This window comes from Alitibacter langaaensis DSM 22999 (assembly GCF_003096995.1).
GTDB lineage: Bacteria > Pseudomonadota > Gammaproteobacteria > Enterobacterales > Pasteurellaceae > Exercitatus > Exercitatus langaaensis.
The window spans coordinates 175882-192529 of record NZ_QENU01000003.1; the positions used below are offsets into that span (position 1 = coordinate 175882).

The 16648-nt window shown below is 43.3% G+C and carries 14 protein-coding genes; 7 read left to right on the top strand and 7 right to left on the bottom strand.

From position 1 onward, the window contains the following. Positions 1-39: 39 nt before the first annotated feature. The 6 genes from C8D76_RS03835 to C8D76_RS03860 all read right to left on the bottom strand — a co-directional run bounded on the left by C8D76_RS03835 (position 40) and on the right by C8D76_RS03860 (position 7665). Positions 40-846: a DUF4198 domain-containing protein gene (locus C8D76_RS03835; protein ID WP_243405803.1), complete on the bottom strand. Its 807-nt coding sequence runs from the start codon at positions 844-846 to the stop codon at positions 40-42. A gap of 132 nt (positions 847-978) precedes the next feature. Beyond that, on the bottom strand, positions 979-1623 hold the full coding sequence (locus tag C8D76_RS03840; protein WP_116631478.1) for a YidB family protein: 645 nt from the start codon (positions 1621-1623) through the stop codon (positions 979-981). A gap of 40 nt (positions 1624-1663) precedes the next feature. Next, positions 1664-2437 (bottom strand): 3-deoxy-manno-octulosonate cytidylyltransferase, encoded by a 774-nt coding sequence (gene kdsB, locus C8D76_RS03845; protein ID WP_116631479.1) that lies wholly within the window; start codon positions 2435-2437, stop codon positions 1664-1666. Position 2438: 1 nt separating this feature from the next. After that, positions 2439-3425, bottom strand: coding sequence for a tetraacyldisaccharide 4'-kinase (gene lpxK, locus C8D76_RS03850; RefSeq protein WP_116631480.1), 987 nt, complete (start codon positions 3423-3425; stop codon positions 2439-2441). Positions 3426-3477: 52 nt separating this feature from the next. Continuing rightward, positions 3478-5229 (bottom strand): lipid A ABC transporter ATP-binding protein/permease MsbA, encoded by a 1752-nt coding sequence (msbA, locus tag C8D76_RS03855; protein ID WP_116631481.1) that lies wholly within the window; start codon positions 5227-5229, stop codon positions 3478-3480. 42 nt (positions 5230-5271) lie between these two features. Next, complete coding sequence (locus C8D76_RS03860; RefSeq protein ID WP_116631518.1) at positions 5272-7665, bottom strand: DNA internalization-related competence protein ComEC/Rec2; 2394 nt, start codon at positions 7663-7665, stop codon at positions 5272-5274. 297 nt (positions 7666-7962) lie between these two features. On the opposite strand from C8D76_RS03860, the gene dksA reads away from it, so the two are divergent. From dksA to folK, 3 genes are read left to right on the top strand one after another with little or no spacing between them, the layout of a single operon-like run. Further along, positions 7963-8409 carry an RNA polymerase-binding protein DksA gene (gene dksA / locus C8D76_RS03865; protein ID WP_116631482.1) on the top strand — a complete coding sequence of 149 codons (447 nt, stop codon included), beginning with the start codon at positions 7963-7965 and terminating at the stop codon, positions 8407-8409. A gap of 53 nt (positions 8410-8462) precedes the next feature. Then, positions 8463-9929 (top strand): polynucleotide adenylyltransferase PcnB, encoded by a 1467-nt coding sequence (pcnB, locus tag C8D76_RS03870; RefSeq protein ID WP_116631483.1) that lies wholly within the window; start codon positions 8463-8465, stop codon positions 9927-9929. A 6-nt stretch (positions 9930-9935) separates the two neighbouring features. Further along, positions 9936-10424 (top strand): 2-amino-4-hydroxy-6-hydroxymethyldihydropteridine diphosphokinase, encoded by a 489-nt coding sequence (folK, locus tag C8D76_RS03875; protein ID WP_116631484.1) that lies wholly within the window; start codon positions 9936-9938, stop codon positions 10422-10424. 126 nt (positions 10425-10550) lie between these two features. Here folK and metX read toward each other — a convergent pair whose 3' ends face one another. Then, positions 10551-11645, bottom strand: a complete 1095-nt coding sequence (gene metX, locus C8D76_RS03880) for a homoserine O-acetyltransferase MetX (RefSeq protein ID WP_116631485.1) — start codon at positions 11643-11645, stop codon at positions 10551-10553. Between the two features lie 221 nt (positions 11646-11866). Here metX and C8D76_RS03885 point away from each other — a divergent pair, with 221 nt between their 5' ends. From C8D76_RS03885 to rsxC, 4 genes are all read left to right on the top strand, one after another. Continuing rightward, positions 11867-12595, top strand: coding sequence for a SanA/YdcF family protein (locus C8D76_RS03885; RefSeq protein WP_116631486.1), 729 nt, complete (start codon positions 11867-11869; stop codon positions 12593-12595). Positions 12596-12700: 105 nt separating this feature from the next. After that, positions 12701-13282 (top strand): electron transport complex subunit RsxA, encoded by a 582-nt coding sequence (gene rsxA / locus C8D76_RS03890; protein WP_116631487.1) that lies wholly within the window; start codon positions 12701-12703, stop codon positions 13280-13282. Positions 13283-13285: 3 nt separating this feature from the next. Further along, positions 13286-13873: an electron transport complex subunit RsxB gene (rsxB, locus tag C8D76_RS03895; RefSeq protein ID WP_116631488.1), complete on the top strand. Its 588-nt coding sequence runs from the start codon at positions 13286-13288 to the stop codon at positions 13871-13873. Next, positions 13870-16593 carry an electron transport complex subunit RsxC gene (rsxC, locus tag C8D76_RS03900; protein ID WP_116631489.1) on the top strand — a complete coding sequence of 908 codons (2724 nt, stop codon included), beginning with the start codon at positions 13870-13872 and terminating at the stop codon, positions 16591-16593. The genes rsxB and rsxC overlap by 4 nt, the downstream gene beginning before the upstream one ends. Positions 16594-16648: the final 55 nt, after the last annotated feature.

A 16648-nucleotide genomic window follows, 5' to 3' on the forward strand; every position in this document is an offset into this window, starting at 1 on the left:
AAAAAAGTGCGGTCAATTTTAACATAATTTTTACCCAAATTAATGATATTGGCGTCCAATGTTGAATGTCAATGTGGCGTAGTATTTTGCTTTTTGACATTGGGTCGCGTCTTTAAATGGCACTTCGTGGGTAATTTGCGCTTTCCAAAAACCTTGGCGCAATGGAATAATCGCTACGGTGCCATCATCGCCTGTGACATCAGAAAATGCCTGCGCCTCAACTTTATGAGTTTTGCTGTTATCCGCGGTATCAAATCCATCAAAAGTCGCAGTTAAGGTTGCCCCCGCTAAGGGTTCGCCACGGAATAACACTTTCACTTTAAAAGGATCGCTCACATTGATATTCGCAGGATTGTCCATCGGAACAATTTCGAGTTCATGGCCAATTTGTTTGCTGATGACATTAATGCCTGCGCTTTCATGGCCAACATTCACAATATTTTTGCCGTACATCGCGGTTAATTCACAATAACTGGCGTTGGGCGTTGCTTTCATATCCGCTTGCTTCCAACCTTCTGCATTTTTTGACCAAAATGTGGGTTTGTATTCACCCGCGACAATATAGCTGCCTTCGTCTATGGGCTTCTCTGTTTCAAAATGATAGTTATGCTCCCCTTTTTGTATCAGCATTTGTTTGCCATTTTGCGTGTATAAGCTAACGCCACGCTCAAAAAAGCTCAAACGTTTTTCTGGAATTTGCTCTAACGTTGGAAATTCACCATATCCTAAATCAGCTTTTAAAATTTCACCGCCGTGAGTATGATCTGTTTGTATCCAAACACGATGTGCTTGCGTTGAAAGTGCGGTCGAAAAAAGCGTCAAAAATAACATTGTCTTTTTCATCATTTGTCTACCTCATTCTTGTTACTAAAAAAGCGCACAGAGAATAACGGCAAATTTCCTAGTTGTAAATAGTTCTCATTTATAAAATAAAAAAGAGAGCCAATGCTCTCTTAATTTATCGCTAAAACGGTTAGATTATTTAAAGAAATTATTTAACACCGCGCCAATATCTTGAGCCAATTCATCGTTTGAACTTGGTGCAGATGTTTGGCTTGTACGGGTTGGTTGTTGCTGACCTAAAATTTGCCCTAAAACATCTTGAATAGAAGCTTGTTGGCTTGATTGTGGCTGTTGTGACGACTGTTGTGCTTGCTGTGCTTGTGAACCGCCAAATAAACCACCCAATAAATCATCTAAACCAAAACCGTTATCCTGTTGTTGACGTTCAACGTGCTGTTGTAAGCGGTCCGTTGTCACGCCACCTTCACGACCATTTGGCGTTAACATATCAATCACTTGCGGCAATACTTGTGAAAGAATATCTTGTGCCTGTGATTTATCAACACCCGCTTGTTGGGCAACATTGGAAATAGTGTCATCGCCAAATACTTCATTAACTTGGTTCGCATGCATTGGCTGATTTTTTTCGGTGCCAATCCATGAATTTAATAAATCGCCCAAGCCACCTTTTTGTATTTGATTGATCACGCCGTCCATACCGCCTTGCTGACGCACTAATGAACCTAACACATCAGTCACAATCGAACCACTGGCATTGCTACTTTGGCTCGCGCCGCCTAACATATTGCTCAATACAGAGCCTATAATTTTGTCTAACATAAAATCTCCCGATAAAATAATTGGTGTTAAACGAAGAAAATTAAGCCAAAATTGACCGCACTTTTTCTAAATCTTCAGCAGTATCCACGCCCACGGCTGGCACTTCTTTTGCCAATTCCACATGAATACGTTCCCCATTCCATAACACACGCAACTGTTCTAAACTTTCAATCTGCTCCAATGCGGTTGGCGCCCATTGCACATATTGTTTGATAAAGCCTGCACGATAAGCGTAAATGCCAATATGGCGCAAATAGCAATCTTCTAATTGCAATTCATCAATGGATTTTGTTTTAGCTGCGATTGGGGCAAATTGATCACGATGCCATGGAATAACCGCTCTGGAAAAATATAAAACATAGCCGTCTTTGTCGGTTAGCACTTTAACCACATTGGGATTAAAAAGCTCTTCCGCATCCGCAATTTTTACCGCAAGGCTTGACATTTTTACCTTAAATTTAGCTAAATTTTCTGCCACTTGCGCCACAATAACAGGGGGGATCAACGGCTCATCACCTTGAATATTCACGATAATTTCATCATCAGCGATGCCTAACTTTTCCACAACTTCTGCCAAACGCTCGGTGCCAGAATTATGGCTTTCCGATGTCATACAAACTTCGCCACCGAAATGCTCCACAGCAGCTTTCACATTCAGATTATCCGTTGCCACCACGACTCGTGTTGCGCCAGATTGCTGCGCTTTTTCCCAAACGTGCTGAATCATCGGTTTGCCCGCAATATCCGCCAAGGGTTTACCCGGTAAACGGCTAGAAGCAAAACGAGCAGGAATAATTACTGTAAACGTTGTCATTTTATTTTCCTTGTACAAGCTGTTCGATTTGAGCAAAAAGTGCGGTCAATTTTGATGAAGTTTTGTGGCTTTGCATTTGCGCATCCACTGGCACATACCACCAATTATTTTGCGCAAATTGACCGCACTTGACCGCATCTTTTTCTGTCATAAATAAGGGTTGATTAGACGGCAAGGTTTGAAACAATTCTGCCGTAAATTTTTGATGATCTTGAAAGGCTTGAGTTTGCGTTAATTGAATCCCTAAGCCCTGTAACATATCAAAAAAACGTTGTGGATTTCCAATGCCTGCAATGGCAACACCTTGTTGAAAATCTGCTAACGCACGCTTTTCATTCGTCACTAAATTAATCGCGAAATGTGGCACGAGCTGCATCACCACATCAGAATAACGGTTTTCGACACCATTCGTAATAATCAAATCCACGGATTTCAAACGGCTAGGCAATTCACGCAAAGGCCCTGCCGGCAAAACAAAACCATTGCCTAATTCTCGGGCGGCGTCCATCACCACAATTTCAACATCTCGCTGCAATTTGTAATGTTGCAAGCCGTCATCGCTAATAATCACATCACAATCATGACTTTCAAGCAGCAGTTCAACCGCCTGTTGTCGATTAGGCGAAATGCTCACTGGCACGCCAGTACGTTTTGCGATCAATACAGGCTCATCACCACCGATAACAGGATCGGTTTCAGCGTTCACTAATAAAGGATAATGCTCAGACTGGCTGCCATAACCGCGAGAAATCACGCCGCACGTTAAGCCGCGTTGCTGCAACTGCTCGACCAGCCAAACCACCACAGGCGTTTTGCCATTACCGCCCACCGACAGATTTCCAACAATAATCACGGGGACTGGGGCTTTATAAGATTTCAATAGCCCAGTTTGAAACAAAAAACGGCGAATGGTACTGATTAGCCAGAACAGTAAAGAGAACGGCAATAAAAGATAAGCAATTTTAGAATTTGAATACCAGAAATTCATTGTTATTCCTAAATAAGAAACGGCTGGCAAACCACCAACCGTTTAATCAAAACTAATGGCTAAATTGCATGGCGTGCAGTTGTTTATAGGCGCCATTTTGCGCTAACAATTCGTTATGATTGCCACGTTCTTTGATTTCACCATTTTCAATCACCACAATTTCATCGGCTTTTTCAATGGTGGACAAGCGATGAGCAATTACCACCACCGTGCGATCTTTTTGCAACACTTCCAGAGCGGATTGAATGGCGCGTTCAGATTCGGTATCCAAAGCGGAGGTGGCTTCATCTAAAATTAATACTGGCGAATTACGCAATAAAGCTCGGGCAATGGCTAAACGCTGACGCTGACCGCCAGATAAACTCGCACCATTTTCACCAATTACCGTATCCAAGCCCTGTTCTAATCTTTCGATAAATTCCATTGCATGGGCGGATTTTGCCGCGGCGATAATTTGTTCACGACTAAATTTCCCTTTTGCCGCATAAGCAATATTATTGGCAATGGTGTCATTAAATAAATGGACTTGTTGAGAAACAATCGAACATTGTTCGCGTAAATTTGCCAATTTATAATCTTGAATATTCACCCCATCGAGCAAAATTTCGCCAGCGGTTACATCATAAAAACGCGTGATCAAACTAGCGATTGTTGATTTTCCCGAACCAGAACGCCCCACTAATGCCACGGTTTTGCCCTGTGGAATGGTTAAATTAATATTATTTAACGCTAATTCATCTTTGCCAGCATAAGCGAAGGAAACATTTTTGAATTCCACTTCACCACGGGCACGGTCAACTTGTGTTGTGCCATTATCTTTTTCAGTTTCAATATCTAAGAAATCAAACAGAGTTTGGCAAGCCGCCATACCGCGTTGGAATTGTGAGTTCACATTAGTTAAGGATTTTAATGGGCGCATCATTGCCATCATGGAAGAAAAGACAACGGTAAAAGAACCCGCGGTTAAACTGTGTAAATGCAGGCTTTCCACCGTAGCGGCATACAATACAGCGGATAACGCCAAAGACGCAATTAATTGCACCACGCCATCGGCAATACCATCAGCGGCGACAATTTTAAGCCCTTTGCGGCGCATATCATCACTTACGCTATCAAAGCGTTCGCTTTCTACATCATAACCACCGTAAGACAAAATAACTTTATGCCCTTTGATCATTTGTTCTGTTGATGTGGTGAGATCGCCCATTGCGCCTTGAATATTACGGCTTAACTCACGAAAACGTTTTGATACCACGCCAATCAAGCCACCAATAATGGGCGCTAAAGCAAATAGAATCAATGACAATTGCCAGCTGGTATAAAGCATAACGGCAAATAATGAAATTAAATAAACCCCTTCACGAACAATGGTGACCAAGGCATTAGACGAAGAATTTGCCACCATTTCGGTGTCATAAGTTACGCGTGAAAGTAAACGGCCCGCAGGGTTTTGGTCAAAATAAGTGACCGGCATTAACATCATATGGCGGAATAATCGGCGGCGGATCGTCATCACCACATTGCCAGAAACCCAAGACAACGCATAGGCGGAGAAATAATTGGTAATGCCACGAAGTAAAATAAAGAGCACAACAAGCATTGCCATTAATTTCAAGAAATCATGATCCGCATTGCCGAAACCATCATCAAGTAGTGGTTTTAACAAATAGATCAAACCTGAATCAATAAGTGCATTTAACACTAGCATAATGGCGCCGCCCAATAACACCCAACCATAAGGCTTAATGTTTGGCCACAAACGCTTAAAGGTTTTCAAGGTTGAGATATCTTTTTCTTTCGTCATAATCCAATCTTTCGTTTACCAAAATCCCGCGCATTGTAACCTTTATTTTGAACTTTCGCCAATAAATCCACGGAACCAAGGGGAAAAATAGGATCGCGCGCTATAAACATTTATCCCCGTTTCACTGAACCCTATTGAGATTTGCCCTGAAACTGCCGTATTTTTGACCGCACTTTGTGCTTTTTCTAATCGCTCTAAAACTTGTTGATGCGGGAAACCCCAAGGGTTCCAACGTCCGCTTGAAATCACTGAGATTTTTGGTTTTGCCTTATCAATCAAGGCTTTTCCTGTAGACGTTTTGCTGCCGTGATGCCCGATTTGTAACACATCCACGCTAGGCAATTGCGCCACAAATTGCTGTTCTGCCGCCGTATCTGCATCCCCAGTGAATAAGACATGATGCTTGCCGTCAGATAACAAAATCACACAAGAATGGGGATTATCCGCTCGCTCAACAGTGCCATAAGGCGACAATATGCTAAAGATCAGCCCTTGCCACGTCCATTGTTCACCCGCTTGGCAAAAAGTGCGGTCGGTTTTTCCATAATTTTTATAGGACGCGGTCATTAACTTTGCCTGCGGAAATTGCTGTAAAATGGTCGTCGCGCCACCCGAATGATCATTATCGTCATGGCTTAAAATCAACCAATCTAAGATAATACCCTGCCGCTGCAAATAAGGCACAATTTCGCTCTGCGCCATAGAGCCATTTCTCCAGCTCGTTCCCGTATCATACAACACCGCTCGCCCATTTTTCACAATCAACACCGCTAGCCCCTGCCCTACGTCTAAATTTTCCATACGCCATTGGGGTTCAGTCATTATTTGAACGCCCACTCGCCCTACACAAAATAAGATAATGCCCATTGTTATCATCGTGATACGGCGTTTTAGCGCTGGGTTCATTTCGCAATCGGGAATAAAACTGAAATACCGCGTTGATTTTTTCTGCAAACGGCTATTTCCATAAAACCAATGCACGCTAAGCCAAAAGAGTAAAGCCAAAAGTGCGGTCAAAATCAGCATTGTTTTATCATTTAAGGTTATCCAGCCTTGCTCAAAATTGGCAAGTAATGTGGTGATAAAATCAGCGATAAAGTTGGCGATATTCCACGAAAATAAGGCGTTATTTGTCAGCGTGGCGAATAAAACCAAAGGCACTAATAAAAAGCTATAAACGGGCACGGCAATAAAATTCGCTACTAAACCATACAACGAAAAACCAGCAAAAATTGCCAATTGAATGGGGGTAAAAAGCCAGAGCAAGCCGCACTGTAAATGAAATAAACTGAAAATCCACCGCACTTTCCAAGACATGGAAGATAAGGGTGTTCCCCGCCATTGTATAAATCGCAGCGGAAATATTTGATACCACACAATTAAACTGGCAACCGCGCCAATGGATAGCCAAAAACTGCTAGACAAAAGCATTAAGGGATCGCAAAGCAATAACACCGCAATCACGCGCGCAAATAGTTGCCAAGCGGTACAATAGCCGCGCCATAATCGGAGCAAAAGTACGCCTAATAAAGCAAGGATCGCGCGAAACGTTGGCATAGCGAATCCTGCAAGCTGTGCATAAAGCAGCGCAAACGCCACGCCACAAAAAAGTGGGAAATAGGGAGAAATCCAAGTTGTTGGCAAAGTAATCTGCACAAGACGAGCCAATCCAAATCCAAGCAGCATCGCTAAACCGATATGCAACCCTGAAATGGCAATTAAATGCGCAGTATTGGTTTTCTGATAAACCTGCCATGTTTGCGAATTCTGCCAAGCGCGTTCGCCAAAACCCAACGCCAACAATAACCCTTGTTGCGATAAAGATTCCGTGTTTGCCAATGCAGCATAAAATCGGCGCTCTCGCCAGGAAAAATCTTCGGCTATTTTGACCGCACTTTTCACATTCATTACAGCAGTAATTCCTTTCGCAAAATACCATTGCTGCCGATCAAAGCCTCCTTGGTTTAAACGCGCTGACAGCGGACGAACTTTACCTTCCACCTGCCAAATTTCACCGACTTTTGGTTGCGATGTGGCAGCCCAATTCACATAAATTCGCGCCTGATTTTCAGCTTTTTCATCAGTTTGTGCGGTGGCCATCAAGGTTTGGTAATCTTGCTGATGTAAAATTTCTTCAATGCGTAAAATTTGAGTGGCTTTGTGGGCAGTAACATTATTGGCCTGCTGATAAATGTGTAACGCAGAAGATTGAAAATAGCCCAATGCGAGCAAGGCAATGCCTAATTCCAACAGAAAAGTTTGCAAGCGATAATGGCGTTGTAAATATCCCAATAAATACAAACAAAGTGCGGCCAGTGTTAGCCCAATAATAAGCAATGCCCAATTCTGCCAAGGAAAGAGAAACGCAGACGGCGTAAACAACAGGCTCAAGCCCATAAGAATACAAATCAATGCACATCGATCTAAATTCAGCATATTTTCACCGCACTTTTTCACCGTACTTTTGCCTATTACATAAATTGAAAAACTATGAAAAAATTTTTTTATTTATGCAAAATTAGCAGCTCAAAATTGGAATCTAGATCACAAAATGAAACTTTTTAGCCCGTTTTTTGGTAATGAAGCGTAAATTCATTTGCTTAATAGGAAAAGTTCTGTTATTTATAGCGCCTTTCAAAGAAAGCGCTAACTAATTTTACAATTTTTGAGCAGTAGGCAATTTTTGCATCCATGCTGTTCAACATGACGTATTTGTTGATGGAGAAATGCAACATGGCAACAACAAACAAAGCATCTTTAAGCCTTTTAGCTTTAGCGGGCGTAAAACCCTATAAAGAAAAGAAAGGCGAAGAATATATGAATGAGCAACAATTGCTTCATTTCAAAAAAATTCTTGAAGCCTGGCGCAACCAAATTATTGAAGAAACTTCTCGCACGGTCACCCATATGCGAGATGAAGCCGCTAATTTCCCTGACCCTGCCGATCGTGCAACCCAAGAAGAGGAATTTAGCCTTGAATTACGCGCACGTGATCGTGAACGTAAGCTCATGAAGAAAATTGAAAGTACGTTAAAAAAATTAGAAACTGAAGATTTCGGTTATTGTGATTCTTGTGGCGTAGAAATTGGAATTCGCCGCCTAGAGGCGCGCCCAACTGCAGATTTATGTATCGACTGCAAAACACTTGCAGAAGTACGTGAAAAACAAATGGGTTATTAATTTCCTGAAAAAAGTTTAGTGGGCATTTTGCCCACTTATTTTATGTTTGGAGTATGACTATTTTAACTTACATCAAAAACTTGCTCGGCAAAAAAGGACAGACAAAACACGAGCAAAATCAACCGCACTTTAACGAACAGAAAAAAAGCTCGCACAATATTCGCAGCAAAAAAAGTCCTAAAGCCGAAAAACAAGCGCCTTATTACAACAAACACATTCTCAAAGCCAGCCAAGTGGGCATTACCCCACGGATGATCAGTAAAAATGCGTTGACCGTGGTCGAAAAGCTCAATCGCAATGGCTATGAAGCCTATGTTGTTGGCGGCTGTTTGCGCGATCTTTTGCTCGGCAAAAATCCCAAAGACTTCGATGTGGCTACCAATGCGCGTCCAGAACAAATTCAAGCAATTTTCCAACGTCAATGCCGCTTAGTGGGACGCCGTTTCCGTTTAGCCCATATTATGTTTGGACGAGATGTGATTGAAGTCGCCACCTTCCGCGCGAATCATTCAGAAAGCCACAATGACAATATTGCTCGCCAAAGTGAAGAAGGAATGCTATTACGCGACAACGTATATGGCACCTTAGAGCAAGATGCACAACGCCGTGATTTTACCGTCAATGCGCTGTATTACAGCCCCAAAGATAATTGCATCCACGATTATTTCAACGGCATTGATGATCTCAAAGCAGGCAAATTACGCTTAATTGGCGATCCTGTTACTCGTTATCAAGAAGATCCCGTGCGAATGTTGCGCTCAATCCGCTTTATGGCGAAGTTAGATATGTTCTTGGAAAAACCAAGCGCAGAACCTATTTATGAGCTGGCACCACTATTAAGAAATATTCCGCCTGCACGTTTATTTGATGAAAGTCTCAAATTATTGCAAGCAGGATTTGGGGTTAAAACCTATCAATTATTGCGTGAATACGGCTTATTTGAGCAATTATTCCCGACATTAATGCCGTTTTTTACCGAAAAGGGCGATAGCTTTGCAGAACGCATGATTTTAACCGCACTTCAGTCCACTGATGAGCGCGTGGCGGATAAATTACGCTTAAATCCTGCGTTCTTGTTTGCTGCCTTTTACTGGTATCCATTGCGTGAAAAAGTAGAAATGCTTAAAAATGAGGGAGGCTTAAATAATCACGATGCTTATGCACTGGCAAGTAATGAAGTGTTAAATCAATTTTGTCGTGCACTCACCGCGCCGCGCCGCCATACCGCTGTGATTCGTGATATTTGGTTTTTTCAATTACAATTGATGAAACGTGCAGGGAAACAACCTGAACGCACAATGGAACACCCTAAATTCCGTGCTGCTTATGATTTATTAGCAATGCGTGCAGAAATTGAAGGGGGCGAAACGATTGAGTTAGCAACCTGGTGGCATGAATATCAATTTAGCAATACTCAACAGCGTGATGCCTTGCTGCAAGAACAGAATAAACATGCGCCGAAATCTAAAAAACGTTACTATCGCCCCCGTAAAAAACGCAAAGCTAAAGCCGTGGATTAATCGCCAATGACAACCGTTTATATTGCACTGGGTAGCAATCTCAACACCCCCATTGAACAGCTGGATTCAGCTGTTCTGGCTATTTCACAGTTGCCGCAAACGAAGCTCGGTGATGTGAGCCCTTATTATGGCAGCAAACCTATGGGGCCTCAGGATCAGCCAGATTATGTTAATGCGGTGCTAAGCATTGAAACCACACTCTCCCCCATAACGTTACTTGATGAATTACAGCGCATTGAAAATGAGCAAGGGCGAGTGCGGCTGCGCCGTTGGGGCGAGCGCACCTTAGATCTTGATATTTTGCTGTATGGGGATTTAGAAATACAAAGCGAACGTTTAACCGTGCCGCATTATGATATGCAAAATCGCGAATTTGTGATTGTGCCGTTGTTTGATATTGCACCAAACTTGGTTTTACCGAACAAAAGTGCGGTCAAAAATTTAAGAAAAAATTTTGAGCAGCATAAAATGGTGCTAATCAAAAAAGCAAAATAATCTGAATTAGCGTGGATAAATCAAGCTGAAAAATAGCCTTATAACACTTAATTTTGAACTATAAATTAGCCAACCACCTATCCTAAAACACAAAATGCGATCCTTTCAGATCGCATTTTGTCAATTCTATTTTTCCTGCCCAATCGAGCTTTCAATGCCACTCAGAATTTTAGCCTCAAAGGCATCGTAATCCACTAAAAAAGCATCATGCCCATAATCTGAGGCAAATTCATAATATTGCAATTTAACGCCCGCTTGCTCTAATGCCGTTTTACTTTTATGCAAATCATTGATTTTAAACAACTGATCATTGGTTACCGCAATTAAAGTATAGCGCGCTTTGATACGTTCCAGCGCGTTTTTCAAATTATCAAACCCCAAAGCAGGATCATACAAATCCAACGCACGCAATAAATGCAAATAGCTATTGGCGTCAAAACGATCTAAAAACTTTTGCCCTTGGTAGCTTAAATAACTTTCCACTTGAAAATAATCGCCCCAATAATTCGTTTCCGCTTTAGTGGCACGCCCAAAGGCTTTCGCAAGTTGAATATCCGTACGATAGGTCAACATCCCCAACATACGGGCAATGGCTAAACCTTTCTCTGGCGGTTCGCCTTCATAATAATCGCCACCATTAAAATTGGGATCATTAATAATGGCTTGACGCATAACATGATTAAAGCCAATGGCTTCGGCACTAAAGGTCAAGGATGAACACAGATTTATCACATTATCCATAAAATCAGGATAATCAATTGCCCATTGCGTTGCTTGCATTCCACCGAAAGAGCCGCCAATGACGGCGTGTAAATGCTCAATCCCTAAATAATTAATTAAGGCTTTTTGAACACGGACAATATCTTGCACCGTTACCGCTGGGAATTGGCTGCCGAAAGGTTTGCCAGTGTGAGGATTGATAGACGCAGGCCCCGTGGTGCCTTTGCATCCACCCAATACATTAGAACAAATAAAGAAATATTTTGAGGTGTCAAATGCGAGATTGTGCCCCATAAATTGTTGCCACCAACCTGCACGGTTTGGTTCATCTGAATAGGGTTCTGCATCGCCCGTTAGCGCATGGCAAAGTAAAATCGCATTATTTTTTTCCCTGTTCAGCGTGCCATAAGTTTGGTAAACCACATCAATATTATCCAGTTGTCCACCAAAAACCAAGCGCAGTGGCTGATCGGTAAAAAGAGTGATTTTCTGTACTGCCATTGAAATCCCGCTAGTGGCTGTCTGTGGCTAGAGTGCTGCGCTCATACCACATCTCGCTTTAAACAAATAAAATTAGCCATAAACTACCTTTGTCACTGTTTCTTGTCAAGCAATTTTAGACGTCTAAACGGCTAAAAATCATCAACCCTAAATTTTTGACTTGAATTTGACCGCACTTTTGATTAAGGTTAGTCGCAGTTTGTCGTTAGTAAAACAGATTTATGTCATTAAGCCAGCTTTTCCTTCGTGTGCGCTCGTTTTTCGGGAAATTTCCGATAAAGCGCGTATTATTATGGCTAGTGGCTTGTGTGTTTATGCTGACCTCAATCATTTTTGTGATTGATCGTGGCATCGCCTATTATGTCAAAAGTGATGTTTATAGCGACATTAATACCATTCCCTACCGCCCTTATGGCTTAATTCTTGGCACCTCAAAATACACCATAAAAGGTACGCCGAATCAATTTTATCAGCAACGTATGCTCGCCGCGAACAGCCTTTTTAACGCCCAAAAAATTGATTATTTATTATTAAGCGGCGATAACCGCACCTTGCAATACAACGAACCCCGCACAATGCGCCGCGATCTGCGCAAAATGGGAATTAGCGAACAATTTCTCTTTCCTGATTATGCGGGGTTTCGTACGTTGGATAGCATTATTCGTGCCAAAGAAGTTTTCCAAGCAGAGCCAATGACGATTGTCACTCAGCGTTTTCACTGCGAACGCGCGCTTTTTATCGCGAAATATCATCACATTAATGCCATCTGCTTTGCTGCGGACTCCCCTTCGCTGTTTTCTCGCACTCGTGTGCGTGAAGCATTAGCGCGGGTATTAATGCTTTGGGAATTATTGATTGAAAAACAACCGCACTTTTTGGGCAATCCAGAGCCATTACCCCCACCCTTGGATCATTCTTCCACATCAGAAACAGAACCCCTTGAGCTCTAGACGATCACTAAAGTGCGGTCAATTTACCCCGAATTTTCTATTGTCCTAAGGCGGCAAAACTAGGATAATATGCCATTTATTTTCTAGCGAATTATTAGCTCTGCAATCATGGAATATATTTTACTCATCATCTCCACCGCACTCATTAACAATTTTGTGCTGGTCAAATTCTTAGGGCTTTGTCCGTTTATGGGCGTCTCTAAAAAAGTCGATACCGCAATCGGCATGGGGCTTGCCACCATGTTTGTGCTCACGGTGGCGTCCTTGTGTGCCTATTTGGTGGATGCGTATATTTTGAAACCACTCAATGCAGAATTTTTACGAACGCTATTATTTATTTTATTAATTGCCGTTGTGGTGCAATTTACCGAAATGGTGATCCACAAAACTAGTCCGTTGCTCTATCGCCTGCTCGGTATTTTCTTGCCGCTAATCACCACAAACTGCGCAGTGCTTGGCGTTGCCTTATTAAATGTCAACCTCGCCCATAATTTGGTACAGTCAGTAATTTATGGCTTTGGCGCATCTCTTGGTTTTGCCCTCGTGTTAGTGCTATTTGCTTCATTACGCGAGCGTTTAGCGGGGGCTGATGTGCCTATGCCATTTCGTGGCGCATCTATTGCATTAATCACAGCCGGTCTCATGTCCCTTGCCTTTATGGGATTTACTGGGTTAGTGAGAGCTTAATCCATGACAATACAAATTCTACTCTATATTTTAATCGTCATCGCTGCGTTGGCGCTATGCTTTGGCGTATTATTAGGCTTTGCCTCGCTTAAACTGAAAGTAGAAGCCGATCCGCTCGCTGAAAAAATTGACGCGCTTTTGCCACAAAGCCAATGTGGGCAATGTGGTTATCCTGGTTGTAAGCCCTATGCACAAGCCATTGTAAACGGTGATGTCATTACCAAATGTATTCCGGGCGGTCAGCCTACCGTTGTGAAAATTGCAGAATTGCTCGGTGTTGATGTGCCACAAATGGAAGGGGCTGAAGCTCCCGAAGTCAAAGTGGCTTTCGTCAATGAAGATATGTGTATTGGTTGCACCAAATGCATTCAAGCTTGCCCTGTGGATGCCATAATCGGCACCAATAAATCGGTGCATACCATTATTCCTGATTTATGTACGGGCTGTGAACTCTGCGTTGCACCTTGCCCAACAGATTGTATTGTCATGGTGAAAGTGGAAAAAAATATTGATAATTGGGATTGGAAAATGATGCCAAGTGTCATTCCTGTCAAAGAAATTCATGAGCAAGCGGCAGGGGGAAAACAATGACAGACGTACTCAGCCGCTATAATTCAGGTAAATTATGGGATTTTGATGGCGGCACTCATCCCCCAGAAATGAAATCTCAATCAAACCAAACACCAATTACCTTTGCGCCCCTTGCGCAAGATTTTTTTGTACCAGTAAAACAACACGCTGGCAATGCAGGCAATATTTTAGTCAAGGTGGGCGACAACGTGCTCAAAGGGCAACCTTTGACGCAAGGCAATGATTTGCGTACCTTGCCTGTGCACGCGCCTACATCAGGCGTGGTTAAAGCAATTGCGCCTTTTGTCGCAGCCCACCCTTCAGGTTTATCAGAGCTCGCTATTCATATTCAAGCAGACGGCTTAGATCAATGGCGCCCGCAAAATCCTGTGGATGATTTCTTACAACTCACGCCAGAACAGCTGATTGATAAAATCTATCAAGCGGGAATTGCAGGCTTGGGCGGCGCGGTATTCCCTACCGCAACGAAAGTGAATTCGGCTCAAAATAAAGTAAAATTATTAATCATCAATGGCGCCGAATGTGAACCCTATATCACCTGCGATGATCGCCTAATGCGTGATTATGCCCAAGAAATTATCGAAGGCTGCCGTATTCTGCGTTATATCCTACGCCCCGAAAAAATTGTGATTGCTATCGAAGACAATAAACCAGAAGCCGTAAAAGCCCTTGAACAGGCTCTATACGGTGCGGATGACATTGATATTCGCGTGATCCCAACCAAATATCCATCGGGGGCTGCCAAACAATTAATCCAAATTTTAACAGGCATGGAAGTGCCACACGGACAACGGTCTTCTAGCATTGGCGTGCTGATGCAAAATGTTGGCACGGTGTTTGCGATTAAACGTGCGGTGATCAATGATGAGCCGTTAATTGAGCGCGTAGTAACTCTCACGGGCGATAAAATTCCTCACAAGGGCAATCAATGGGTGCGTTTTGGCACACCAATTCAGTTCGTGCTCGAAAACGCAGGCTATCAAGCCGACAAACGCTTCCCTGTTTTTGTGGGGGGACCGATGATGGGATTGATGGTGCCAAATCTTCAAGCGCCGATTACCAAAACCGCAAACTGTTTGCTTGCGCCCGATCATTTTGAATACGATCCCCTTGCAACAGAACAATCTTGCATTCGTTGTTCCGCTTGTTCCGATGCCTGCCCTGTACATTTAATGCCGCAGCAAATGTACTGGTATTCCCGCGCGGAAGACCATGACAATGCGCAAAAACAAAACATTATGGATTGCATTGAATGTGGTCTTTGCGCCTATGTTTGCCCAAGCCATATTCCACTTATTCAATATTTCCGCCAAGAAAAAGCGCAAATTTGGGACATCGCCGAAAAAGCGAAAAAAGCGGAAGAAGCCAAAATGCGTTTTGAAGCCCGCCAAGCTCGCTTAGAACAAGAAGCCCAAGAACGCCAAGCGCGTACGCAACGTGCCGCCGCGGCTCGCCGTGAAGAAATTGCCGCAAGCCAAGGGGAAGATCCCGTAAAAGCCGCCTTAGCGCGTTTAAAAGCGAAAAAAGCAGGCGAAACAGCGGACATTCACGCAGACGCAAAAATCAAAACCATTATTTCTGAACAGGGCGAAACCTTGCCAGACAACAGCGCATTAATGGCGCAACGCAAAGCGCGCCGCCTTGCTCGTCAGCAACAAGCAGAAAATAACCCTTTAACCAATGGCGCTTGCGGCTCGCTTGCTATATCAGAAACAGAAAAAACATCAGAAAATCCGACCGCACTTGATCCGAAAAAAGCCGCGATCGCTGCTGCACTGGCACGCGCGAAAGCGAAAAAAGCCGCACAACAGGCTGCTATGACAAACTCTACGCAAACATCCGCGACAACGTCTGCGCAAACTTCCGCGCTAAGCCATAGTGCGGTCGAAAATGGAGAAATTTCTGCAACGGAATCAACGGAACAAGATCCGAAAAAAGCTGCGATTGCCGCCGCGATTGCTCGTGCGAAAGCGAAAAAAGCCGCGCAACAGGCTGCTATGACAAATTCTACGCAAACATCTGCGCCAACGTCTGCACCAACTTCCGCGCTAAGCCAAAGTGCGGTCAAAAATGAAGAAATTTCTGAAACAGCGCCTGTAGAACAAGATCCGAAAAAAGCCGCCGTTGCCGCAGCAATTGCGCGTGCGAAAGCGAAAAAAGCGGCACAACAGGCTGCGATGACAAATTCTACGCAAACATCGGCATCAACGTCTGCACCAACATCTACGCTAAGCCAAAGTGCGGTCAAAAATGAAGAAATTTCTGCAACGGAACTTGCGGAACAAGATCCGAAAAAAGCTGCGGTTGCTGCAGCGATTGCACGTGCGAAAGCGAAAAAAGCCGCGCAACAGGCTGCGATGACAAATTCTACGCAAACATCAACGATAACGTCTGCACCAACTTCCGCACTAAGCCAAAGTGCGGTCGAAAATGAAGAAATTTCTGAAACAGCACCTGTAGAACAAGATCCGAAAAAAGCTGCGATTGCCGTAGCGATTGCTCGCGCAAAAACGAAGAAAGCCGCACAACAAGCTGCTATGACAAATTCTACGCAAAGTTCTGCGACAACGTCTGCGCTAAGTCAAAGTGCGGTCGAAAATGAAGAAATTTCTGCAACTGAACCTGCGGAACAAGATCCGAAAAAAGCTGCTATTGCCGCAGCGATTGCGCGTGCAAAAGCGAAGAAAGCCGCGCTACAACGAGAAAAGGAAACGCAATAAAATGTTCATTGTTTCTAACGATCTTATTTCAATTATCAATATTGCCAACGAGTAA

Coding starts and splice junctions, on each gene's coding strand:
- C8D76_RS03860 (WP_116631518.1), bottom strand. CDS start 7,665: ATGCTGAATTTAGATCGATGTGCATTGATTTGTATTCTTATGGGCTTG.
- rsxB (WP_116631488.1), top strand. CDS start 13,286: ATGACAATACAAATTCTACTCTATATTTTAATCGTCATCGCTGCGTTG.
- msbA (WP_116631481.1), bottom strand. CDS start 5,229: ATGACGAAAGAAAAAGATATCTCAACCTTGAAAACCTTTAAGCGTTTG.
- metX (WP_116631485.1), bottom strand. CDS start 11,645: ATGGCAGTACAGAAAATCACTCTTTTTACCGATCAGCCACTGCGCTTG.
- folK (WP_116631484.1), top strand. CDS start 9,936: ATGACAACCGTTTATATTGCACTGGGTAGCAATCTCAACACCCCCATT.
- C8D76_RS03840 (WP_116631478.1), bottom strand. CDS start 1,623: ATGTTAGACAAAATTATAGGCTCTGTATTGAGCAATATGTTAGGCGGC.
- kdsB (WP_116631479.1), bottom strand. CDS start 2,437: ATGACAACGTTTACAGTAATTATTCCTGCTCGTTTTGCTTCTAGCCGT.
- C8D76_RS03835 (WP_243405803.1), bottom strand. CDS start 846: ATGATGAAAAAGACAATGTTATTTTTGACGCTTTTTTCGACCGCACTT.
- rsxC (WP_116631489.1), top strand. CDS start 13,870: ATGACAGACGTACTCAGCCGCTATAATTCAGGTAAATTATGGGATTTT.
- C8D76_RS03885 (WP_116631486.1), top strand. CDS start 11,867: ATGTCATTAAGCCAGCTTTTCCTTCGTGTGCGCTCGTTTTTCGGGAAA.
- dksA (WP_116631482.1), top strand. CDS start 7,963: ATGGCAACAACAAACAAAGCATCTTTAAGCCTTTTAGCTTTAGCGGGC.
- pcnB (WP_116631483.1), top strand. CDS start 8,463: ATGACTATTTTAACTTACATCAAAAACTTGCTCGGCAAAAAAGGACAG.
- lpxK (WP_116631480.1), bottom strand. CDS start 3,425: ATGAATTTCTGGTATTCAAATTCTAAAATTGCTTATCTTTTATTGCCG.